This window comes from Achromobacter sp. ESBL13 (assembly GCF_036668755.1).
Taxonomy (GTDB): domain Bacteria; phylum Pseudomonadota; class Gammaproteobacteria; order Burkholderiales; family Burkholderiaceae_B; genus Achromobacter.
This window is the reverse complement of sequence record NZ_JAZEVT010000001.1, coordinates 90,159-111,877: the sequence shown is the minus strand read 5'-3', so window position 1 is coordinate 111,877 and position 21,719 is coordinate 90,159. Positions and strand designations below refer to the sequence as shown.

19 protein-coding genes are annotated in these 21,719 nt (G+C 67.7%); 8 read left to right on the top strand and 11 right to left on the bottom strand.

The features are described 5' to 3' along the window. Positions 1–13 precede the first annotated feature (13 nt). Positions 14–898 (bottom strand): DMT family transporter, encoded by an 885-nt coding sequence (locus V6F88_RS00575; RefSeq protein WP_332607436.1) that lies wholly within the window; start codon positions 896–898, stop codon positions 14–16. Beyond that, positions 889–1,617, bottom strand: a complete 729-nt coding sequence (locus tag V6F88_RS00570) for a GNAT family N-acetyltransferase (RefSeq protein WP_332607435.1) — start codon at positions 1,615–1,617, stop codon at positions 889–891. Before V6F88_RS00570 ends, V6F88_RS00575 begins: the two co-directional genes overlap by 10 nt. 153 nt (positions 1,618–1,770) lie before the next feature. On the opposite strand from V6F88_RS00570, the gene pdxR reads away from it, so the two are divergent. Continuing rightward, entirely contained in the window at positions 1,771–3,351 is a 1,581-nt protein-coding gene (gene pdxR / locus V6F88_RS00565; RefSeq protein ID WP_332607434.1) for a MocR-like pyridoxine biosynthesis transcription factor PdxR, read from the top strand. Here pdxR and V6F88_RS00560 read toward each other — a convergent pair. Beyond that, a complete protein-coding gene (locus V6F88_RS00560) occupies positions 3,348–3,644 on the bottom strand; it encodes a hypothetical protein (protein ID WP_046804547.1) in 297 nt (98 codons plus the stop codon). The two genes, pdxR and V6F88_RS00560, sit on opposite strands and share 4 nt — an antisense overlap. Continuing rightward, positions 3,644–4,276 carry a LysE family translocator gene (locus V6F88_RS00555; protein WP_332607433.1) on the bottom strand — a complete coding sequence of 211 codons (633 nt, stop codon included), beginning with the start codon at positions 4,274–4,276 and terminating at the stop codon, positions 3,644–3,646. Before V6F88_RS00555 ends, V6F88_RS00560 begins: the two co-directional genes overlap by 1 nt. Before the next feature lie 226 nt (positions 4,277–4,502). Here V6F88_RS00555 and V6F88_RS00550 point away from each other — a divergent pair, with 226 nt between their 5' ends. Beyond that, complete coding sequence (locus V6F88_RS00550) at positions 4,503–5,327, top strand: DUF72 domain-containing protein (RefSeq protein WP_332607432.1); 825 nt, start codon at positions 4,503–4,505, stop codon at positions 5,325–5,327. Between the two features lie 32 nt (positions 5,328–5,359). Here the strand turns inward: V6F88_RS00550 and gorA are convergent, their stop codons facing one another. Then, entirely contained in the window at positions 5,360–6,718 is a 1,359-nt protein-coding gene (gene gorA / locus V6F88_RS00545) for a glutathione-disulfide reductase (RefSeq protein WP_332607431.1), read from the bottom strand. Positions 6,719–6,862: 144 nt separating this feature from the next. After that, positions 6,863–9,526, bottom strand: a complete 2,664-nt coding sequence (aceE, locus tag V6F88_RS00540) for a pyruvate dehydrogenase (acetyl-transferring), homodimeric type (protein WP_332607430.1) — start codon at positions 9,524–9,526, stop codon at positions 6,863–6,865. Positions 9,527–9,749: 223 nt separating this feature from the next. Here aceE and V6F88_RS00535 point away from each other — a divergent pair, with 223 nt between their 5' ends. The 4 genes from V6F88_RS00535 (at position 9,750) to V6F88_RS00520 (ending at position 14,833) form a co-directional block, all read left to right on the top strand. Continuing rightward, a complete protein-coding gene (locus V6F88_RS00535) occupies positions 9,750–10,208 on the top strand; it encodes a MarR family winged helix-turn-helix transcriptional regulator (RefSeq protein ID WP_332607429.1) in 459 nt (152 codons plus the stop codon). Continuing rightward, on the top strand, positions 10,205–10,954 hold the full coding sequence (locus V6F88_RS00530) for an aspartate/glutamate racemase family protein (protein WP_332607428.1): 750 nt from the start codon (positions 10,205–10,207) through the stop codon (positions 10,952–10,954). The genes V6F88_RS00535 and V6F88_RS00530 overlap by 4 nt, the downstream gene beginning before the upstream one ends. 246 nt (positions 10,955–11,200) lie before the next feature. Beyond that, complete coding sequence (locus V6F88_RS00525; protein ID WP_332607427.1) at positions 11,201–13,021, top strand: acyl-CoA synthetase; 1,821 nt, start codon at positions 11,201–11,203, stop codon at positions 13,019–13,021. 42 nt (positions 13,022–13,063) lie between these two features. Then, positions 13,064–14,833, top strand: coding sequence for an acyl-CoA dehydrogenase (locus V6F88_RS00520; RefSeq protein WP_332607426.1), 1,770 nt, complete (start codon positions 13,064–13,066; stop codon positions 14,831–14,833). Here the strand turns inward: V6F88_RS00520 and V6F88_RS00515 are convergent. After that, entirely contained in the window at positions 14,815–16,068 is a 1,254-nt protein-coding gene (locus V6F88_RS00515; protein ID WP_332607425.1) for an MFS transporter, read from the bottom strand. The genes V6F88_RS00520 and V6F88_RS00515 overlap by 19 nt on opposite strands. Before the next feature lie 90 nt (positions 16,069–16,158). Between V6F88_RS00515 and V6F88_RS00510 the strand changes: the two genes are divergently transcribed. Next, positions 16,159–16,617: a winged helix-turn-helix transcriptional regulator gene (locus V6F88_RS00510; RefSeq protein WP_332607424.1), complete on the top strand. Its 459-nt coding sequence runs from the start codon at positions 16,159–16,161 to the stop codon at positions 16,615–16,617. Here the strand turns inward: V6F88_RS00510 and V6F88_RS00505 are convergent. The 4 genes from V6F88_RS00505 to V6F88_RS00490 form a co-directional block, all read right to left on the bottom strand. Further along, positions 16,614–17,600: a pyridoxamine 5'-phosphate oxidase family protein gene (locus tag V6F88_RS00505; protein WP_332607423.1), complete on the bottom strand. Its 987-nt coding sequence runs from the start codon at positions 17,598–17,600 to the stop codon at positions 16,614–16,616. The two genes, V6F88_RS00510 and V6F88_RS00505, sit on opposite strands and share 4 nt — an antisense overlap. Before the next feature lie 33 nt (positions 17,601–17,633). Further along, positions 17,634–18,263, bottom strand: coding sequence for a glutathione S-transferase family protein (locus V6F88_RS00500; protein ID WP_332607422.1), 630 nt, complete (start codon positions 18,261–18,263; stop codon positions 17,634–17,636). Between the two features lie 162 nt (positions 18,264–18,425). Beyond that, positions 18,426–19,331: a LysR family transcriptional regulator gene (locus V6F88_RS00495; protein ID WP_332607421.1), complete on the bottom strand. Its 906-nt coding sequence runs from the start codon at positions 19,329–19,331 to the stop codon at positions 18,426–18,428. Continuing rightward, entirely contained in the window at positions 19,328–20,266 is a 939-nt protein-coding gene (locus tag V6F88_RS00490) for a LysR substrate-binding domain-containing protein (RefSeq protein ID WP_332607420.1), read from the bottom strand. The genes V6F88_RS00495 and V6F88_RS00490 overlap by 4 nt, the downstream gene beginning before the upstream one ends. A gap of 145 nt (positions 20,267–20,411) precedes the next feature. Here V6F88_RS00490 and V6F88_RS00485 point away from each other — a divergent pair, with 145 nt between their 5' ends. Further along, a complete protein-coding gene (locus tag V6F88_RS00485) occupies positions 20,412–21,689 on the top strand; it encodes an MFS transporter (RefSeq protein ID WP_332607419.1) in 1,278 nt (425 codons plus the stop codon). The last annotated feature ends 30 nt before the right edge of the window (positions 21,690–21,719 follow it).

The window sequence follows — 21,719 nt, the reverse complement described above, 5'->3', positions numbered from 1 at the left end:
CGGCCCCGCCCCTTTACCCGCGGGCCCGGCCCAGGTTCAGCACGATCAGCGCGGCGCCCGCCAGCACGAAGGCAAACCCCCACCAATCGGCAATGGCCGGCCGGTCGCCCACCAGCGCCATCGCCCCCAGCACGCCCACCACCGGCACCATCAACGTGGTCAACGCGGCCACCGTGGCGCTGACGCGCTCGCTCAGCACGAACCACAGCCAATAGGCCACCGCCGTACCCAGGATGATGTGAAACGACAGCGCCGCCACGATGCGGCCGTTCCAGCCCTGGGTGGGGAATGACTCGCCCGCGATCAACACGCCCGTCAGCGCGCACGCGGCGCCCACGGCCAACTGCCATGCCGTGACGACGATACGGTGGCCGTCCACGGGCCAGCGTTTCAGATACACCGTGCCCGCCGCCCACCCGAATGCGGCCACCAGCGGAAACACCAGGCCACGAGTGGCGGCCAGGTCGTGCTGCCCGAACACCGCGCGCAACACCGGCCAGGCCAGGATTGCGACGCCGATGGCGCCCAGCATCAATGCCAGCGCGCGCCGCCGGTCCAGCCGTTCGCCCAACACCAGCCAGGCCAGCAGCGCCGACATCATGGGCATCGTGAAGGTCAGCACCGCCGCGCGCGACGTGCTGGTGCTGAGCTGCGCCCAGGCCACCGCCAGGTTGAAGACCGCGACGGCCAGCACCCCGCCCACCACGATGCCCGGCCACGCATCGCGCGGCGGCAACAGCGGCAGGCGCTTGGCGCGCGCCAGCAGCAACAGCAGGACGGCGCCGCTGCCCAGCCCCAGCACGCGCAGCGTGAAGGGCGGAAAGATGGCCAGGATGATCTTCACCGCCGGCCAGTTCAGCCCCCAGAACAGGGCCAACGCCACCGGAATCAGGCGCACGCGGCTTTTTCCCGGGCGGTCAGTTCAGACAGGCTGTGGCGCTGATTGCCTTCGGCGTCGAAGTTGGCGGGGTCCAGCCAGCGTTCATAGGCGGCGCGCAGCGCGGGCCATTCGCCGTCGATGATCGAGAACCAGGCGGTGTCGCGGCTGCGGCCCTTGTAGATCGTGGCCTGGCGGAAGATGCCTTCAAACTGAAAGCCCAACCGCGCGGCGGCTTGGCGCGACGGCGCGTTCAGGCTGTCGCACTTCCATTCATAACGGCGGTAACCCAGCTCGTCGAAGGCGCGGCGCATCAGCAGGAATTGCGCTTCGGTGGCGATGCGGGTGCGCTTGAGCTGGCGCGAGAACGACACGAAGCCGACTTCGATGACGCCATTGGCGGGGTCGATGCGCATCAAGGCCAGCGTGCCGATGGCCCGCCCCGTTTCCAGGTCGATGATGGCGTGATGCAGGGGGTCGTTGCCCGCCTGGGCGGCTTCGGCAAAGGCGCGGTATGCGGCGGTGTCGGCAAACGGGCCAACGCCCATGTAGGTCCAGTCGCTATCGTCCGGCGCCCGGCTGAACGCGTCGTACAGGTCCGCGGCATGACGCTCGGCGGACAAGGGTTCCAGGCGGCAGTAACGGCCGACGGCCGGCGTCAGCGGCGGGCGCGGGCGCGCGGTCCAGGCGGGTACGTCGGGGCCGATGGGTTGTTGAAATGCATTGACGCGGGCTTGCATTGGGCGGGGCCTCATCCGGTTAAGCGCGCGCCGCCGGCCGTGGCGGACGCAACACGCAGGGCCTCACGATATCGGAATCGTGGCATCATAAAAAGCACCACGGATCTCGAATTTAATAGGGCCACGATCAATGTGGCCCGCGATCATCGCGCCATGCAACCGCCCAGCCAAAGCCTGCCCGCCAACACCGCCCTGCTGTCCAGCCCACTTGCGCGCGGCCCCGGCGCGCCGCCGCGCCAACGCCAGCTGATTCAACGCCTGAAGCAAGCCATCCTGGCCGGCCAATTGCCCGCCGGCGGCAAGCTGCCATCGTCCCGCGCGCTGTCCGAAGAGCTTGAGATCTCGCGCAATACGGTGTTGATCGCGTACGAACAATTGACGGCCGAAGGCTATGTGATTGCCGACCGCCAGGGCACCCGCGTGGCGCCGCTGTCGGCCGCGCCGCTGGCATTGGCGGCCCGCGCCGCCGGGCAGACAGCGCCCGCCGACCCGCACGCGCCGGCCGGCCGCGTCACGAACCGTGCTGCCGCCACCGCAACCACGACCGCCGCGGCGACAACCTGCCCGACGCCCCCCCCCACCGCCACCGCCACGCGCTTGTCGCGCATCGTTGCCACCCGTGGCGCCACGGACAGTTCGTGGCCGATGACCCCCGGCACGCCGGCCCTGACGCAATTCCCCATGAACGCCTGGCGCCGCGCGCAAGACCGCGCGCTGCAAGCCGCCCCCGCCACCACGCTGGGCTACGGCCATCCGACGGGTGAGCCGGCGCTGCGCGAAGCCATCGCGCAATATCTGCGGGTGTCGCGCGGTGTGCATTGCGACGCCTCGCGCATCATCATCACCGAAGGCGCGCAGGGCGCGCTGGCCCTGTGCGTGCAACTGCTGACCAACCCCGGCGACACCGCCTGGCTGGAAGAGCCCGGCTATCGCGGCGCCAAGTCGGCGTTTCATGGCGGCGACCTGAACGTGGTGGCCATGCGCGTGGACGCCGACGGCATCGTCATTCCCGAGGACGCCTGGCGCACGCATCCGCCGCGCCTGATCCAGACCACGCCCACGCATCAATACCCCACGGGCGCCGTGCTGTCGGTGGCGCGGCGGCTGGACCTGCTGGAACGCGCCGGGCGCGCGGGCGCCTGGATCATCGAAGACGACTACGACAGCGAATTCCGGCATCAGGGCGACCCCATCGCCGCCATGCAGGGGCTGTTGCCCAACGCACCCGTGCTGTATGTAGGCACATTCAGCAAGACACTTTTTCCGGCATTGCGCCTGGGCTTTCTGGTGCTGCCCGAGCCCCTGGCCCAGACCGCCCTGCCCTCCGTCATCGAGATGCTGCGCGGCGGCCACCGGCTGGAACAGCTGACGCTGGCCGCCTTCATCGACAACGGACAATTCTCGCGTCACCTGGGCCGCATGCGGCGCCTGTACCGCGAACGGCAGTCGGCCTTGCGCGACGCGCTGGCCACGCATTTCAAGGTGGATCATGAGGTCTTGGGCGGACACAGCGGCCTGCACCTGACGGTGCGCCTGCCGCCGGACTGCCCGGATCAGGCCACCGTGGCGCTGGCGCGGCAGGTGGGCATGAACCCCAGCGCGCTATCGACTTTCGCCATGGCGCCGCGCGCCGAAGACAATGGCTTGGTGATCGGCTATGGCAACACCAGCGCCGACCGCTTTCCCGCGCTGCTCAAGCGCCTGGGTGAACTGGCGCGGCAAGCGGGGCGTTAATTGACCAGGCCGCCCAACACCAGCACCGCCAGCACCGCCCAGAAGAGAAACCCCAGGATGGAGCGGCGCAGCAACGCCTTGATGGCGGCCCACAGGAACATCAGGCCCAGCACCAGCAAGACAAAATTGAAGATGGACGGGCTCATGCCCATCGCTTTCGACAGCCCGCCGTAGAAGTCGCCCAGCGCACCGCCCAAGCCGCCCAGCAGCCATTTGATGCCGCCCACCACCGCGCGCAGCGCTTCGCCCAGCATGACGCCCAGCGAGCCGAAAAATCCGTCGTCCTGCGGCATCAGCGTCGCGCGTCCATCAACATGCGCACGGCCAGCCCGGCCAGCACGGTACCCATCAGCCAGCGCTGGATCACCAACCACAACGGCCGCCCGGCCAGAAAGCCCGCGATGGACCCGGCGGTAATCGCGATGACGGCATTGACCGACAGGCTGATGACCACCTGCGTCATGCCCAGCGCCAGCGATTGGGTGAACACGCTGCCATGGTCGGGCTGGATGAACTGCGGCAACAGCGACACATACATCACCGCGATCTTGGGGTTGAGCAGGTTGGTGACCAGCCCCATCGTGAACAGCGTGCGCGGGCTGCTGCGGGGCAGTTCGCGCACCTGGAACGGCGATCGTCCCCCGGGGCGGACGGCCTGCCATGCCATGTACAGCAGGTACATGGCGCCGCCGATGCGCAAGGCGTCATAGGCGTAGGGCACCGTCAGCAGCAAGGCCGTGATGCCGAAGGCCGCGCAGCACACATAAAAGATGAACCCGACCGCCACGCCGCCCAGGGAAATCAGGCCGGCGCGGGCGCCTTGCGAGATGGATCGGGACACCAGGTAGATCATGTTGGGGCCGGGCGTCAGCACCATGCCAAGGGCCACCAGGGCGAATGTCAGAAGATGAGTCAGGTCGGGCATGATGAGCCGGCGCGGGCCGGACGATGTCGAACGGGGATGCGCACACGTTATCGCAAAACTGTATCGGAACAGGAAACTTTTTGAACGCGGCGCGGCCGCCCGGCGAACGTATCGCCGATGCCACACCGGCCCAAACCCGCGCCGTGATTGGCATCCGCAACTTTACGACCCCACGGGCGTAGCGATACAGTGGACCGATTCGTTGGACTGCATGGAGCACCGGGACATGCCGAAACGTCATCCGTCCGTGGTGGAAAGCCCGCCCGTTATTCGCGTCGGCATCGGCGGCTGGACATTCGCGCCGTGGCGCGGCGCCTTTTATCCCGAGGACCTGCCCCATGCGCGCGAGCTGGAATACGCCAGCCGGCAGCTCACCGCGATTGAAATCAACGGCACCTACTACAGCACCCAGAAGCCCGCCACTTTTGCCAAATGGCGCGACGAAACGCCGGACGGCTTCGTCTTTTCGCTAAAGGCGTCGCGCTATGCGACTAACCGACGCGAGCTTGCCGGCGCCGGCGATTCCATCCAGCGCTTCGTCCATAGCGGCATTGCCGAATTAGGGCCCAAGCTGGGGCCCGTGGTCTGGCAATTCGCGCCCACCAAGATCTTTAACGCGGAAGACTTTGGCGAATTCCTGGCGCTGCTGCCCGACAAGGTCGATGGCCTGCCGCTGCGTCATGTGCTGGACGTGCGCCACCCCAGCTTTGCCTGCGAGGAATACCTGGAGCTGGCGCGCCGCCACGGCGCCGCCACGGTCTACACGGACAGCGAAAATTTTCCGTCCATCGCCGACCGCACCGCCGATTTCGTCTACGCCCGGCTGATGCGCGCCAGCACCGCGTTCAAGGCCGGCTATGCGCCCAAGGTGCTGGACGCCTGGGCGCAAAGGCTGCACACCTGGTCGCGTGGGGCCGATCCGGCAGACCTGCCTCGGATCGGTTCCGAACCGTCCGGGCCGCCACGCGCGCAGGACGTCTACGCCTTCTTCATCAATGGCGCAAAAGAACGCGCGCCGCTTGCGGCGCGCGCCATGATCGAACGCTTGTAACGGGGGGCCAGTGCGGGGCCGCTGCCGCGCCCTTATTGCGCCACAGGCGTGCGCAGGGTGACGAATTCTTCCGCCGCCGTGGGGTGGATGCCGATGGTGTCGTCGAACACCTGCTTGGTGGCGCCTGCCTTGAGCGCCACGGCAATGCCCTGCACGATTTCTCCGGCATCGGGGCCGACCATGTGCACGCCCAGCACGCGGTCGGTCTTGGCGTCCACGATCAGCTTCATCAGCGTCTTTTCCTGCGATTCCGTCAGCGTCAGCTTCATCGGACGGAAGCGGCTTTCGAACAGCTTGATCTCGTAGCCGGCTTCGCGCGCTTCTTCCGTGGTCATGCCCACCGTGCCGATGTTCGGCAGGCTGAACACGGCGGTCGGGATCAGCTTGTAATCGACCTTGCGGTATTCCTCGGGGCGGAACAGGCGGCGCGCCACAGCCATGCCTTCCGCCAACGCCACCGGCGTCAGCGGCACGCGCCCGATCACGTCGCCAATGGCCAGGATGGAAGGCTCGGCGGTGCGGTATTCGTCGTCCACGTCGATGAAACCGTCTTCGCGCAGCTTCACGCCCGTGTTCTCCAGGCCCAGGTTGTCCAGCATCGGACGGCGGCCGGTGGCGTAGAAGACGCAATCGGTCTCGATGACCGCGCCGTCTTTCAAGGTGGCAACCAGCGAGCCATCGGGCTGCTTGTCGATGCGCGCCAGGTCGGTGAAAAAGCGCAGATCGACGCCCTTTTTCGTCAGTTCGTCGCGCAGGTGTTCGCGCACACCCTGATCAAAGCCGCGCAGGAACAGCGGGCCGCGATAGGCCTGCACGGTGTGCGCGCCCATGCCGTTGAAGATCGACGCGAATTCCACGGCGATATAACCGCCCCCCACCACCAGCACGCGGCGCGGCAACCGCGGCAGGAAGAACGCCTCGTTCGAGGTGATGGCGTGTTCCTTGCCGGGAATGTCGGGCACGCGAGGCCAGCCGCCCGTTGCCACCAGGATGTTGGCGGCGGTGTGGCGTTGTCCGTTGATCTCGACGGTGTGCGGGTCGACGATGCGGGCGTGGCCTTCCAGCAGCGTCACGCCGCTATTGACCAGCAAGTTGCGGTAAATCCCGTTAAGGCGTTCGATCTCGCGGTTTTTGTTGGCGATCAGGGTGGGCCAGTCGAACGACGGCTTGCCGACATTCCAGCCAAAGCCGTGGGCCTGCTCGAAATCTTCGCTGTAATGGGCGCCGTAGACCAGCAGCTTTTTGGGCACACAGCCCACGTTGACGCAGGTGCCGCCCAGGTAGCGGCTTTCCGCCACGGCCACGCGCGCACCAAAACCCGCTGCAAAACGGGCCGCGCGCACGCCGCCAGAACCCGCGCCGATCACAAACAGATCAAAATCGAATGCCATGTTGTTTCCTTCGCTAAAGCCCGGGGGCCCGCGTTCACTGTCCGGGAAAACCGTATTTAACACTACCGGCGCGCGCCCGGGTTCGCGCGGGCGGCCGGGGCGCGGTGCGGACGCGCCCATGCCGACGGCGATACGCCCCTGCGCCTAGGGCAAGGCAGCCGACACGGCCTCGGCGTCGATACCGTATCGGACGATGGCCTGGGCGGCCTGCGCCGGGTCTACCTGCCCGTCATCGGCCAGGGCCTTTAGCGCCGCCAGGGCGATGTGATGGCGGTCCACGCCGAAAAACGCGCGCAGCGCCGGCCGCGTATCCGAGCGGCCAAACCCGTCGGTGCCCAGGGTGACGTAGCGCCGGCCCGCCAGGAAGGGGCGGATCTGCTCGGGCACCGTCTTCATATAGTCGGTGGCGGCCACCACCGGCCCCACGCTGGCGGCCAAGGCGGTTTCGGCATGGCCGCGCCGTGCCTCGGCCTGCGGATGCAGGCGGTTCCAGCGTTCAACCTCCTGGCCGTCCCGCATCAGTTCGGAATAGCTGGTCACGCTCCAGACGTCGGCCGACACGCCGAAATCCTGCCGCAAGAGATCGGCGGCGGCCAGCGTCTCGGCCAGAATCGCGCCGCTACCCAGCAGCTGCACGCGCAAGGCGCCCGGCTCGCCTTGGCGCAGGCGATACATGCCTTGCAGGATGCCGGCCGGGGCGCCTTCGGGCATGGGCGGATGCGCGGTCTTCTCGTTGACCAGGGTCAGGTAATAGAAAACGTCTTCGCCGTCCTGGTACATCCGGCGCAGCCCGTCTTGCACGATCACCGCGATTTCATAGGCGTAGGCGGGGTCATAGGCGCGGCAGGACGGGATGACCGAGGCCAGCACGTGGCTATGGCCGTCATCGTGTTGCAGGCCCTCGCCTTCCAGCGTGGTGCGCCCCGACGTGGCGCCAAGCAGGAAGCCGCGCGCGCGGATGTCGCCCGCCGCCCACGCCAGATCGCCCACGCGTTGAAAGCCGAACATGGAATAGAAAATGTAGAAGGGAATGGTGGCCAGCCCATGCGTGCTGTGCGCGGTGCCCGCCGCGATCCACGACGACATCGCGCCGGATTCGTTGATGCCTTCCTGCAGGATCTGGCCCTTGCGATCCTCGCGATAGACGCTGAGCTGGTCCGCGTCCTGGGGCGTGTAAAGCTGGCCGACATGCGAATAGATACCCACCTGGCGAAACATGCCGTCCATGCCGAACGTGCGCGACTCGTCGGGCACGATGGGAACGACGCGCGGGCCGATATCCGGGTCTTTGAGCAACTGCGCCAACACCCGCACGAAGGCCATCGTGCTTGAAAATTCGCGGCCGTCGCTGCCCTTCAGATGCGCGGCGAACGCAGTCAGCGGCGGCGTGGACAACGGCCCCGGCCCGGCCGAACGCTGCGGTAGGTGGCCGCCGGCACGCCCGATGGCGGCCTGGAAATAGGCGTGTTCCGCGCTGTTGGGCGCGGGCTTGATATACGGAATTTCTTCAAGCTGATCGTCCGGCACGGCGATGGCGAATCGGTCGCGAAAGGCGCGCACGGCCGGGTCGGCCATTTTCTTTTGCTGGTGGTTGGTGTTGGCGGCCTCGCCTGCCGCGCCCATGCCGTACCCCTTGACGGTCTTGGCCAGGATGACGGTGGGCTGGCCCCGGTGCGCCACGGCCGCCGCATAAGCCGCATGCACTTTGGCGGGGTCGTGGCCGCCCCGGTTCAACGCGCCGATCTCGTCGTCCGACAGATGGGCCACGCGTTCCAGCAACACCGGGTCCGCCCCAAAGAAATGCTCGCGCACGTAGGCGCCGCCTCGCGCCTTGAACACCTGGTATTCGCCGTCCACGCACTGCATCATGCGGCGGCGCAGGCGGCCGTCGTGGTCCTGCGCCAGCAGCGCGTCCCAACCGGCGCCCCAGATCACCTTGATGACATTCCAGCCCGCGCCGCGATAGACACTTTCCAGTTCCTGGATGATCTTGGCGTTGCCGCGCACCGGCCCATCCAGCCGTTGCAGATTGCAATTGACCACGAAGATCAGGTTGTCCAGCTTTTCGCGCCCGGCCATCGCCACGGCGGCCAGCGTTTCGGGTTGGTCCTGTTCCCCGTCCCCCAGAAAGCCCCACACCTTGCGGCCCTGGGCGGGGATCAGCTCGCGGTCTTCCAGGTAACGCATGTAGCGCGCTTGATAGGCGGCCATCAGCGGACCCAGGCCCATGGACACCGTGGGAAATTGCCAGAAACCCGGCATGGTGCGCGGGTGCGGATAGGACGCCAGCCCCCCGCCACCGATTTCACGGCGAAAGCCGTCAAGCTGGTCTTCGGAAATTCGGCCTTCCAGGTAGGCGCGCGCATAGATGCCGGGTGCGGAATGCCCTTGTATGTAGAGCAGGTCGCCCAGGAAATCCGGCGCGGCGGCGCGAAAGAAATGGCGGTAGCCGGTTTCGTACAGCGTCGTGGCCGATGCGTAGGTGGCAATGTGGCCGCCCACGCCCGAGGTCTTGCCGGCGCGCAGCACCATGGCCATGGCATTCCAGCGCAGGTAGGCGTCCAGACGCTGCTCAATGCCGATATCGCCGGGAAACGCGGGCTGGCTCGCGGCATCGATCGTGTTGACGTAGGGCGTGACGCCCGGCGCCGCATAGCGCCCATTGGCCGCGCGGTCCTGCTGGATCAACTGGTCCAGCAAGTAGTGCGTGCGCGGCCTGCCTTCGTGGGCCAACACGGCCTGCATGGCGTCCAGCCATTCCTGGGTTTCCTGCGGGTCGGCGTCGGTGGTATCGATCGGGGTGTCCATGGGGTTCCTTTGGTGATGGGGCAGCGCCACGCAGCAAGACTTCGGCCTCTGCGTTTCACATCGTGAATTGCAATTGCATCATGTGCAATTGCAATCGTATTGCCGTGCTCGGACAATTGCAAGTGCAACTATCCTGGCTTGCGCTTTTCACTTCGATCACGCGATCCGGCCAAGCCGCTCTTACAATCGCGGCTGCATTCCCGATATCAAAAGGAACGACCGCATGGCCACGGGCAAGCCCGACGCATGGAGCCTCTTCCTGACCGCGCACGCGCTGGTGGTAGAGGAAATTGAAAACCGCCTGTCGGCAGCCGACCTGCCGCCGCTGGCGTGGTACGACGCGCTGTGGGCGCTGGAACGCGCGCCGGATGGCACGGCGCGCATGTTCGAAATGGCGGAACGCATGGTGATCGCGCGCTATAACCTGACGCGCCTGATGGACCGCATCGAGGCGGCCGGCCTGGTCGAGCGCTTTCGTTCCGACGAGGACAGGCGCGCCACCTATGCACGCCTGACGCCCAAGGGCCGCGCGCTGCGGCGGGAAATGTGGAAGGTGTACGGCCCGGCCATCGACGAGTTGTTTTTGTCGCGCTTGCCCGCCGCCCAACAAGCCGCCATGGCCAAGAGCTTTATCGACATTGCCCGCCACGTGCGGGCGTTGAACCAGGACGCTGCCTCATGAACAGTGCGCCCACGGCCGCCGGCCCCACGACCACCGGCCCCATCACCGCCGCCCCCCTGCACATCGGCATCGTTGCCTGTTCGGCCGAAGGCGCCGCGCTGTGCTATCGCACGTTGTGCGCCGAAGCTTCGCAGCGCATGGGGCCGCACGCGCACCCTGAGATTTCGCTGCACACCCATTCGCTGGCGGACTACGTGGTGTGCCTGGACAACAAGGACCTGGCCGGCGTGGGCGCGCTGATGCTGTCATCGGCCGACAAGCTGGCGCGCGCCGGGGCTGACTTGCTGATCTGCCCCGACAACACCATCCACCAGGCGCTGAAATATGTGCTGCCGCATTCGCCGCTGCCCTGGCTGCATATCGCCGAGGAAGTTGCCTTGCAGGCCGCGGCGCGAGGTTTTCGGCGCATCGGCATCCTGGGCACGCGGTGGCTGGTCGATAGCGTGGTGTACCCGGATAAGCTCGGCGCGCAAGGGCTGGAATGGGTACGCCCTGTCGAACAAGACCGGGTCACGCTGGGCCGCATCATCATGGATGAACTGGTTTACGGGGTGTTCCAGCCCACGTCGGTCGCGCGCCTGCAAGGCATTGTGCAGCGCTTGCGCGATGCCGGATGCGACGCCGTGGTGCTGGGCTGCACCGAACTGCCGCTGGTGCTGAACGACGGCAACTGCGTCTTGCCCACGCTGGATTCCACACGCATCCTGGCGCGCGCCGCGCTGTCATGCGCCCTGGCGCCGCGCTGAACGGGATGTAGGGGTTATGGGTGGGAATCTGGCGCGTTGACGGAAACAACGTTTGAAACGTCGGACAAGGTCGGAACCGTGTAAAACTGGCGGTTTGCAAGGGCGGCCGGCGCTCTGTCATGCAGGCGACAGACAGTAATTTCGGCTTGCCCCTAAGCTCAAGCAAGCGACGGAAATCAAGCTCTCCGCGCTCGGCAAACCTCGAACAAGACAGGGCCGCCCACGCGCCCGACTCGGAGACTACGCATGAGCAGCATGTTTGACCACGGCCTGGCGCGCCGCGACGCCAACTACACCCCCTTGACCCCGGTGGACTTCATTGCCCGCGCGGCCGAGGTGTATGGCCAGCGGCTGGCGGTGGTGCACGGCAAGGTACGCCGCACCTGGGCCCAGACCTACGAACGCGCGCAGCGCCTGGCCAACGCGCTGGAACGCGCCGGCATCAAGCGCGGCGACACCGTTGCCGTGATGCTGCCCAACATCCCCGCCATGGTCGAAGCCCACTTCGGCGTGCCGATGATGGGCGCGGTGCTCAATACGCTGAACACCCGGCTGGACGCCTCCAGCGTGCTGTTCATGCTGGGCCACGGGGAAGCCCGCGCGCTGATCATCGACACCGAATATGCCGACATCGCCCAGCGCGCCCGTGCCGAATTCCCGCACTTGAAAATCGTCTCGGTCCACGACCTGGACGGCGCCCCCGCCACCGTGCCGGGCGCCCCTGAGCCGGGCGCCCCTATGCCGGGCGCCCCTGAGCCGGGCGCCCCTATGCCGGGCGCCCCTGAGCCGGGCGCCCCTATGCCGGGCGCCACCGATTACGAAGCCTTCCTGGCCGACGCGCCCGCGCATTACGCCTGGCAACCGCCCGCCGACGAATGGGACGCCATCGCTCTGAACTACACCTCGGGCACCACCGGCGACCCCAAGGGCGTGGTCTACCACCATCGCGGCGCGTACCTGAACGCCGTCAGCAACATTCTTGAATGGGACATGCCCAAGCACGCGGTCTATCTTTGGACCTTGCCCATGTTCCATTGCAACGGCTGGTGCTTTCCCTGGACGGTAGCCGCGCGCGCCGGCGTGAACGTGTGCCTGCGCAAGTTCGACCCCCAGACCGTGTTCGACCTGATCCGCGCCGAAGGCGTCACGCACTACTGCGGCGCCCCCATCGTGCAAAGCGCGCTGGCCAACGCGCCGGCCGAGATGCGCGCGGGCATCACGCATACGGTGCGCACCATGGTCGCGGGTGCCGCGCCCGCACCCGCCGTCATCGCCAAGATGCGCGACATCGGCTTTGAACTGACGCACGTCTATGGGCTGACCGAAGTCTACGGTCCGGCCGCCGTCTGCGCCCGCCAGGAATCGTGGGACGCGCTGGACGACGAACGCCGCGCGCAGCTGACCGCGCGCCAGGGCGTGCGCTACCACTTGCAGACCGGCTTATCGGTACGCAACCCCGACACCATGCAGGAAGTGCCCGCCGACGAGCAGACCGTGGGCGAAATCATGTTCCGGGGCAACATCTGCATGAAGGGCTACCTGAAAAACGAACGCGCCACCGACGACGCCTTCGCGGGCGGCTGGTTTCACACCGGCGACCTGGGCGTGATGACGGCGGACGGGTACGTGCGCATCAAGGACCGCAGCAAGGACATCATTATTTCCGGTGGCGAAAACATCTCCAGCATTGAAGTGGAAGACGCGCTGTACCGACACCCCGCCGTTGCGGCGGTGGCGGTCGTGGCCATGCCCGACCCCAAGTGGGGCGAAACACCTTGCGCCTTCGTTGAACTGAAACCGGGTTGCAGCGCCACCGCCGAAGAGATCATCGCGCATTGCAAACTGCTGCTGCCCGGCTTCAAGGTGCCGCGCGCGGTGCGCTTCGGCGAACTGCCCAAGACATCCACCGGCAAGATTCAGAAGTTTGAATTGCGCGCCGCCGTGGGCGCCACGCAGGCCATTGATCTGGCCGGTCCATCCGCGACGAAGCCGTCGACGGGTCCCGCGCCTGACGCCGCCGGCGATGCCCCGGCCGCGCCGTCCACCAGCCCCGACAAAGCCGTCTGAACGCCGGCAGCCCGGCACCTTCATCAAAGGAGTTTTTCGGCCATGACGTACCAAGCCCCCGTGAAAGACATGATGTTTGTGTTGAACCACCTGGCCGGCCTGCGGCAAGTTGCCGCCCTGCCCGGCTTCGAGGAGGCCACGCCCGACACCGCGCAGGCCGTGCTGGAAGAATCCGCCCATTTCGCGGCCGACGTCCTGGCGCCGCTGAACCAACCCGCCGACCGCGAGCCCAGCACGTGGCGCGACGGCGCGGTCACGACGTCGCCCGGTTTCAAGCAAGCGTTTCGCCAGTACACCGAAGCGGGCTGGCAAGGCATGTCGCACCCCGTGGAATACGGCGGCCAGGGGCTGCCCGGCCTGATCGGCTCGCCCTGCTCTGAAATGCTGAACGCCGCCAACCTGTCGTTTGCGCTGTGCCCCCTGTTGACCAACGGCGCCATCGAAGCCCTGTTGACGGTTGGCTCGGCGGAAATGAAAACGCGCTTCATCGGCCCGATGATCTCGGGCCGGTGGACCGGCACCATGAACCTGACCGAGCCGCAAGCCGGCTCGGACCTGGCCATGATCCGCACGCGCGCGCAGCCGGTGGGCGACGGCACGTACCGGCTGTCCGGCACCAAGATCTTCATCACCTATGGCGACCACGACCTGACCGAGAACATCCTGCACCTGGTGCTGGCCCGATTGCCCGACGCGCCCGAAGGCGTCAAGGGCATTTCACTGTTCCTGGTGCCCAAGTTCCTGGTCAACGAAGACGGCTCGCTGGGCGAGCGCAACGACGTCACCTGCGTGTCCATCGAACACAAGCTGGGCATCAAGGCCAGCCCCACCGCCACCCTGCAATTTGGCGATGCGGGCGGCGCGCTGGGCTACCTGGTGGGCCAGGAAAACCGCGGGCTGGACGCCATGTTCATCATGATGAACGCGGCCCGCTATGCGGTGGGCGTGCAGGGCATCGCCATTGCCGACCGCGCCTACCAGCACGCGCTGGCCTATGCCCGCGACCGGGTGCAAAGCCGCCCGGTGGATGGGTCGTCGCGCGATGCCGTCACCATCATCCATCACCCCGACGTGCGCCGCATGCTGGGCACCATGCGCGCGCTGACCGAGGCGGGCCGCGCGCTGGCCTACGTGACGGCGGGCCACGCCGACCTGGCCCACGCCAGCCCCGACGCCGACGAGCGCAAGCGTCATCTGGCCATCCAGGAATTCCTGGTGCCCATCGTGAAGGGCTGGTGCACCGAGATGTCGCTGGACGTGACCAGCCTGGGCGTGCAGGTGCACGGCGGCATGGGCTTCATTGAGGAAACCGGCGCGGCGCAGTACTACCGCGACGCGCGCATCCTGACCATCTACGAAGGCACCACCGCAATCCAGGCCAACGACCTGGTCGGCCGCAAGACCTTGCGCGACGGCGGCGCGGTGGCGCATGCGCTGCTGGAGGCCATCCGCCAGACAGAAACCGAGCTGGAATCGCGCAGCGAACCCGCGGCCAACCTGGTGCTCAAGCCGCTGCGGCAAGCCCGGCTGGCCCTGGCCAATGTGGTGGACTTTGTGCTGGCCAACGCCGCCGGGGCGCCCAACGCCATCTTCGGGTCGGCCGTGCCCTATCTGCTGCTGGCGGGCACGACGCTGGCCGGTTGGCAGATGGCGCGCGCCCTGCTGGCCAGCCTGGACCACCAGCAGGAAGACCCCGACTTCCATCAGGCCAAGATTGCCACCGCCCAAACCTATGCGCTGCACAAGCTGACCCAGGCGCCGGGCCTGGCGGCCGTGGTGCTGGGGTCCAAGGACTACGCGGTACAGCCTTGACGTGACGACGATGGCGGCGGCGATGCCTTGCGGGGCAACGTCGCCGCCCAGAAAACTAAAGCCGTCACGCTGATGGCCGCGCCCAGCGCGCACACGCCCAGCCAGCCGGCGCGCGCGTACACCGCCGTGGACGCAATGCCGCCCAGCCCGCTACCCACCGCGTAGAACATCATGTAGCTGCCCACCAGCCGGCTATGCGACTGGGCGCTGATGCTGAAAATCATCGTTTGATTCGTCACGTGCAGCGCTTGCAGCGCCACGTCCAGCACCAGCACGCCCAGCGCCAAGGCCCATAGACTGTGATCCAGCAAGGCAATGGGCGCCCACGCCAGGCACAGCAGCACCAGGCCCGTGCCCGTAGTGCGCTGCCCCAGCCCGCGATCCGCCCAGCGGCCGGCGCGCGCAGCCATCAACACGCCCAATACGCCCACCAGCCCAAAGCCACCCACCGCCGCGTGCGACAACGAATGCGGCGGCGCGCTCAAGGGCAGCACCAGCGCCGTCCAGAACACGCTGATGGCGGCGAACATCAGCAAGGCGATCATGCCGCGCACGCGCAGCACGGGTTCAGTGGCCAGCAGCGTCGCCATGGACCGCAGCAAGTCCCGGTACGACAGCGTGGCCGTGGGCAGGCGCCGCCGAGGCAAGCGGCGCAGCAGCACCCACGCCAGCAAGGCGGCCATCACGGCGGACACCACGTACACGGCGCGCCAGCCCCAGGCGTCGGCCACCACGCCGGCCACGGTGCGCGCCAGCAACAAGCCGATCACCACCCCGCCCTGCGCGGCGCCCACCACCCGGCCCCGTTCTCCCGGCGCCGCCAGGGCGGCGGACAGCGCCAGCAGGCCTTGCGTCATCGCCGTACCCAACAGCCCCAGCGCCACCATGCCCGCCAGCAGCCACGGCGTATTGGCCGACACGGCCACCGCGCCCAGCGCCAGCACCAGCAGCCCCAGTTGCGCCAGCATCAGGCGGCGCCGGTCCAGCAGGTCGCCAAGCGGCACCACGAACAGCAGCGCCACCGCGCAGCCCAATTGCGTGGCGGTAACGACGACGCCCACGGCGCCCTCGTCCAGCAGGAACTCGCGGCCGATGGCGTCCAGCAAGGGCTGCGCGTAATACACGTTGGCCACGCTAAGCGCACAGGCCACGGCCAGCAGCATCACCAGCGAGGTAGGCAGGGGTGCTGGCGACGCATCGGCCGAGGCGTGGGCGGGCGGTGGAACATCTGGCATGGCAAGTCCTTTTGGTTTTATTACGAAACCGGAATGCTAGATCTTAAGGTTTTATAATGCAACCATTGCATCCCCACCCAAGGGTCAGACATGGTTAAACGCACCAGCCTTGAAGGCGCCGCCTGCCCGGTGGCGCGCTCGTTAGACGCCATCGGCGACTGGTGGTCGCTGTTGATCGTGCGGGACGCGTTCGATGGCGTACGCCGCTTTGGTGAATTCCAGAAAAGCCTGGGCGTGGCCAAGAACATTCTTAGCGACCGGCTGCGCACGTTGGTGGCGCACGGCATCCTGGCCGTGGCCCCCGCGTCGGACGGCAGCGCCTATCAGGAATACGTGCTGACGGACAAAGGCCGCGCGCTGTTTCCGGTCATCGTCAGCTTGCGGCAATGGGGCGAAGACCATTACTACGGCCCGGCCGAAGCCCACTCCACATTGATCGACCGCAAGCGCGGCCAGGCGGTGCGCCGCCTGGAAATCCGCGCGCAGGATGGACGCCTGCTGGAACCGGAGGACACCGTCGTGCAGAAAACCGCGCCCCCGCCCGGCTAGCCGGTTTGGTCGGGCTGCCCCGGCCACTGCCCCGTGCCCAGCGCGGTCGGCGAATACGCGCCGAATTGCCAGCGTAGCGCCAAGGCGCCGGGCCGCCGCAGCACACGGCGCACATGCACGCGCCACAGCCGTTCCGCGCCCGCGAAGCTTTGAATCTCGGGGCTGTCCAGCACCACCTCGGCGCGGCCCGATATCTGAAGCACGTCGCCACGTTCAAAGTCGATGAAGACCAAACCCGCGCGCGGGTTCGCCATCAGGTTGCCCAGGGTATTGAAGAAGCGGTTGCCGGAAAAATCGGGAATGGTCAGCACATTGCCGTCCACGCGCACAAAGCCGGGTTTGCCGCCGCGATGCGACACGTCAACCGCGCGCCCCCCTCGGGCATCATCGTCCACGTAAGAGGCCACGAAAAAGGTGTCGGCCGATTGGATCAACGCGCGCGCGGCATCGTCCAATTGATCGGTCTCGGGTCGCGCCGCCGCAAAGCGCATGGCCGGCGAGCGCGAGAAATGAAAATCGCGCGTCTGGATGTACTGCGGGCAATTGCCGAACGACTGCGCCACGGCCACATCGAAACGCTTGCCGTCCCACGCGGCGATCTGACCGTTCATGCGGTTGCGCCGACGCGTGTGCAGCTCGATTCCCAGCAGCCCCACCGCCTGCCCCGGGCCCAGGCCCGCGCGCACCGGATCATCGGCATCGGGCATGGCCGACACCCGTAACGTATGCGCATCGGGCGACATGGCAAAGCCCGGCAGGCCCTCCAGCACGCCGGCCCAGGGATCGCCCTGCCCGTCTACCGCGCCTACCACCAGGAACGGCAACTGCGCGAAAAAGTCACGATGCTGGTCGGGCATGTAATCGCGCACGATCTTCGGGCCGATCTGCGCCATGCGCTCGGCCACGCCGGCGCGCGCTTGCAACAGGCGTTCGCCCGCATGCCAGGGCAAGCCGTCGTCAAAAGAAGGATCAGTGAGAGTCATGGTGCGCTCCGGGCCAATGCGGTGATGGCGGTATCAGGCGGCCTGCAAGCCGGCGGGCGTGCGCGCCATGGGCACGAAGCCGGGCAGATTTTCGATGCGTGCGAGCCACGCGCGCACGTGGGGGTAGTCGGCCAAGGACACATTGCCTTCGGGCGCGTGCGACACGTAGGCGTAGCAGGCGACGTCCGCGATCGTCGGGCGGGAACCGGCCAGGAAGGCGCGGCCGCCAAGTTCGGCGTTCATAACGCCCAGCAAGGCATGCGCGCGTGTCAAGGTGGTTTCCACGTCGTAGGGCGCGCCAAATACCGTGATCAGCCGGGCCGTCGCCGGGCCGCTCGCCAAAGGCCCGGCTGCTACAGACAGCCAGCGCTGCACCGCCGCCGCACCGGCCGGATCGGCGGGCAGCCAAGCCTGGCCGTCGTAGCGGGCGGCCAGATAGACCAGGATGGCATTGGAATCCGCCACCACCGTGCCGTTGTCGTCGATCACCGGCACCTGGCCGAACGCGTTCAGCGCCAGGAATTCCGGGCGCTTGTGCTCGCCGCCGCGCAGATCCACGTCGACGCGCTTGTGCGGCACGTTCAGCAGCGACAGCATCAGCGCGACGCGATGCGCATGGCCGGACAAAGGGAAGCTATAGAAGGTCAACGGGGCAGCGGACATGGGAATTTCCAAGGGGGATGAACATGGCTCCATCTTGGCCCGATGCACGCCCTGCGTGAACGGCCAGCCGCGACAAGACACTATTGTCGGAATTGAAAGAACGGGTCGAAGGCACGGTCGAGGCGCCTGGTCCACCGTCCGGCGGGGCCGGGCTTCGGCCCTTCAGCGCGGCAATTCGGCCAGATCGCGCCGCAGCGCTTCCACGCAGAATTCAACAAAGCTGCGCACTTTGGCAGAGCTGCGTCGGCCCTCGGGGTACACCACGTGCACCGGCATGGGCGGCAATTCGAAATCGCGCAGCACCACCTGCAAGGCACCGCTTTTCAGGTGCCGCGCCACCTGGTACGACACCACCTGGGTCAAGCCCCAGCCTTCGCACGCGGCCAGCACGGCGGCCTGAAACGACGTGACGGCCAGTTGCGATTCCACATTCAGCCGGCGCGGCTCGCCGGCTTGCTGGAAACGCCATTGCGCGCCCCGCCCCTCCATCGCGGCCGTGATGGTGCAGAAGCGATGCAGGGCGTCGGGGTCCTGCGGTTCACCGTGTTGGCGCAGGAATTCCGGCGTGGCGCAGACCACGCGGCGCACGTGGCCCACCGGCACCGCCGTCAAGGTGGAATCGGGCAAAGCACCAATGCGCACGGCCACGTCCACGCCTTCGTCCAGCAGGTTCACCACCCGGTCCACCAGCAGGGTGCGCACCGACACGGCACGATGCGCGCGTAGATAGCCCAGCACCACCGGCATGACGTGCAGTTCGCCAAAGAAGGCGGGCGCGGTGACGTGCAGCGCACCGCGTGGCACGGCCATCGCACCAGCGGCGGCATCGTCGGCTTGTTCGACGTCTTCAAGAATGCGGCGGCAGTCGGCCGCGTAGCGCTGGCCCGCTTCGGTCAGGCGCAGGCTGCGGGTGGTGCGTACCAACAGCAAGGCGCCCAGCCGCCGTTCCAGCGCCGCAACGCTGCGCGTGACCGACGGCGCGGACATTTCCAGGCGGCGCGCGGCGGCGGCAAAGCCCTGGGCTTCGGCCACGGCCAGGAACACCGACATTTCTTGGAATCGATTCATGCTGGGACCGTGGCGGGCAAGGTGGTGGACAAGGCGGAAGGCGACGCCCAGGCAACGCTGCTGTCCCGGACACACTGCCGCACGATATCGGCCAGCGCGGCGGCCACCGGGTCTGGCTGCGCCTGGGCACGATACAGCGACAGCGTGATCGACGGCAAAGGGGGCAGGCCCCGTTCGCCCGGCGCCAGCGCCCGCACTCCGGCGGGCAGCCCTAGCGGCGTGCGCACGGCCAGGCCCAGCCCCGCCGACACGGCCGCCCACAAGCCGGCCAGGCTGGGGCTGGTGAAGGCCGCGCGCCAGCCCAAACCGGCGCGGTCCAGCGCATCGGTGGCACAGGCGCGAAACAGGCAAGGCGCCTCGAATGCCACCAGCGGCACCTCGCCGTCGCCCTCGCCTCGCGGCGGGTCGGCAAGCTGGCTGGGGCCGATCCAGCGCATGGGCAGGTCCAGCAGGCGCTCGGCGTGCGGCAGGCGCGCATCAAAGTCCCAGGCCAGCGCCAGATCCAGCTGCCCAAGCGCCATGCGTTCCAGCAGTTCGCCGTTGCGCGCCACCCGCGCTTCGATCCGCACATGGGGATGCGCGCGGGCGAATTGGCCCAGCACCCGGGGCAAGAGCATTTCGCCGAAGTCTTCCTGCATGCCCAGGCGCACGCGGCCGGACAGCTCGGCCCCTTGCACGGCGCGGGCCGCCTGGTCGTTCAGTTCCAACAGGCGGCGGCCGTAGGCCAGCATGGTCTCGCCCGCGTCGGTCAGCGCCAGTCCGCGCCCGGCCTTGCGCAGCAGCGGCACGCCGGCCTGCTCTTCCAGCTTTTTCATTTGCGCGCTGATCGCCGACGTGGAACGGCCCAGCCGGTCGGCCGCGCGGCCGAAACTGCCCAGATCGACGCCCGCAACGAAGCTGCGCAGGGTGTCCAGGTCAAAGGTTACGGGTCGCATGCATCGCCTAAATCGGAGCTGGGTGGCCTTGGATGGACTTGATAGTCCCGTTTTTCAAAACTATTTGATCAATATTTCCTGATTTTCAGAACGATAGCAGACGCGCAAACTGGCCGGGTCCTTTTTTAAAGTCCTGGAGTCCTGCATGTCCGACCTCCCCGCCCCTACGATTTTGTTGTCCGAACCATCGGCGCCCGCCGCCCACCGCTGGAAGGTGCTGGCCGTGGGCGTGGCCGCCAACGCGGCCTTTTCCGCAGCAGCCGCCGGCCTGCCGACCACGGCGGTGTTCATGCGCGCCGGTTATCGGCTGGACAACGATCAACTGGGGCTGGCGCTGGGTCTGATGGGCCTGGGCGTGGCCTTGTTTGAATTGCCGTGGGGCCTGCTGACCGACCGCTGGGGTGACCGCCCCGTCCTGTTGACCGGCCTGAGCGCCACGGCCGCCGCGCTGGCCTGGCTAAGCGTGTTCGCCTCGCCCACGGCCGGCGTGGTGCCCAGCTTGTGGCTGCTGGCAGCGGGGCTGGTGCTGGTCGGCGTGCTGGGCGGCAGCGTCAACGGCGCCAGCGGCCGGGCCGTGATGGCCTGGTTCGACGATAGCGAACGCGGTCTGGCCATGAGCATCCGCCAAACCGCCGTGCCGCTGGGCGGCGGCCTGGGTGCGCTGCTGCTGCCTTGGCTGGCGGCACGGGCCGGCTTTGCCGCCGTCTTCGGCGTACTGGCCGCGATGTGCGCGGCGGCGGCCGTGCTGGCGCTGTGCTGGCTGCGCGATCCGCCCCTTGCCGCCCGAGGCCGCCATGCCTCCGGCCGCGCCCGCCCCGCCGCGCCCAGCCCCTTGCGCGATGCGCGCGTCTGGCGCGCGGCGGCGGCGATCGGCCTGATGTGCTGCCCGCAGTTCGCGGTGCTGACCTTCGCCACGGTATTCCTGCACGACTTCAGCCAGGCGGGTATCGGCGCGCTGACTGCCGTGATGGTGGCCGTGCAACTGGGCGCGATGGTGGCGCGCATTGCCAGCGGCAGGTGGACCGATCGGCACGGCAACCGGCGCGCCTTTCTGCGCCGCTGCGCGCAACTGAGCGCGCTGATGTTCGCGGCGCTGGGCGCCGTCGCCTGGCTGGTCGGCGAGGCCCCGTCGGCGACGGGCGCGGTGATCGCCACGGCAGTCGTGCTGACCGCGGCGGGCGTGTGCGCGTCCGCCTGGCACGGAGTGGCGTATACCGAATTGGCAACGCTGGCCGGCGTCAACCGCGCGGGCACGGCGCTGGGCATGGCGAACAGCTGCGTTTATTTGGGCCTGTTCCTGACGCCGGTTGCGCTGCCCCACGTGGTGGCGGCCAGTTCGTGGCCCGCCGCCTGGGTGCTGGCGGGCGTGGCAATGCTGGCGGCCTTGCCGCTGTTGCCGCGCGCGTCATTGCGGGCGACATAGTCGCATGCGTCGCCGCAGGCGCCGGCGACT

Excerpts from the sequence above, each read along its gene's own strand:
- V6F88_RS00490 (WP_332607420.1), bottom strand. The coding sequence starts at position 20,266 with ATGCGACCCGTAACCTTTGACCTGGACACCCTGCGCAGCTTCGTTGCG.
- V6F88_RS00500 (WP_332607422.1), bottom strand. The coding sequence starts at position 18,263 with ATGTCCGCTGCCCCGTTGACCTTCTATAGCTTCCCTTTGTCCGGCCAT.
- V6F88_RS00525 (WP_332607427.1), top strand. The coding sequence starts at position 11,201 with ATGAGCAGCATGTTTGACCACGGCCTGGCGCGCCGCGACGCCAACTAC.
- gorA (WP_332607431.1), bottom strand. The coding sequence starts at position 6,718 with ATGGCATTCGATTTTGATCTGTTTGTGATCGGCGCGGGTTCTGGCGGC.
- V6F88_RS00560 (WP_046804547.1), bottom strand. The coding sequence starts at position 3,644 with ATGCCGCAGGACGACGGATTTTTCGGCTCGCTGGGCGTCATGCTGGGC.
- V6F88_RS00515 (WP_332607425.1), bottom strand. The coding sequence starts at position 16,068 with ATGCCAGATGTTCCACCGCCCGCCCACGCCTCGGCCGATGCGTCGCCA.
- V6F88_RS00485 (WP_332607419.1), top strand. The coding sequence starts at position 20,412 with ATGTCCGACCTCCCCGCCCCTACGATTTTGTTGTCCGAACCATCGGCG.
- V6F88_RS00550 (WP_332607432.1), top strand. The coding sequence starts at position 4,503 with ATGCCGAAACGTCATCCGTCCGTGGTGGAAAGCCCGCCCGTTATTCGC.
- V6F88_RS00535 (WP_332607429.1), top strand. The coding sequence starts at position 9,750 with ATGGCCACGGGCAAGCCCGACGCATGGAGCCTCTTCCTGACCGCGCAC.
- V6F88_RS00510 (WP_332607424.1), top strand. The coding sequence starts at position 16,159 with ATGGTTAAACGCACCAGCCTTGAAGGCGCCGCCTGCCCGGTGGCGCGC.
- V6F88_RS00555 (WP_332607433.1), bottom strand. The coding sequence starts at position 4,276 with ATGCCCGACCTGACTCATCTTCTGACATTCGCCCTGGTGGCCCTTGGC.
- aceE (WP_332607430.1), bottom strand. The coding sequence starts at position 9,526 with ATGGACACCCCGATCGATACCACCGACGCCGACCCGCAGGAAACCCAG.
- V6F88_RS00520 (WP_332607426.1), top strand. The coding sequence starts at position 13,064 with ATGACGTACCAAGCCCCCGTGAAAGACATGATGTTTGTGTTGAACCAC.
- V6F88_RS00495 (WP_332607421.1), bottom strand. The coding sequence starts at position 19,331 with ATGAATCGATTCCAAGAAATGTCGGTGTTCCTGGCCGTGGCCGAAGCC.
- V6F88_RS00505 (WP_332607423.1), bottom strand. The coding sequence starts at position 17,600 with ATGACTCTCACTGATCCTTCTTTTGACGACGGCTTGCCCTGGCATGCG.
- pdxR (WP_332607434.1), top strand. The coding sequence starts at position 1,771 with ATGCAACCGCCCAGCCAAAGCCTGCCCGCCAACACCGCCCTGCTGTCC.
- V6F88_RS00530 (WP_332607428.1), top strand. The coding sequence starts at position 10,205 with ATGAACAGTGCGCCCACGGCCGCCGGCCCCACGACCACCGGCCCCATC.
- V6F88_RS00570 (WP_332607435.1), bottom strand. The coding sequence starts at position 1,617 with ATGCAAGCCCGCGTCAATGCATTTCAACAACCCATCGGCCCCGACGTA.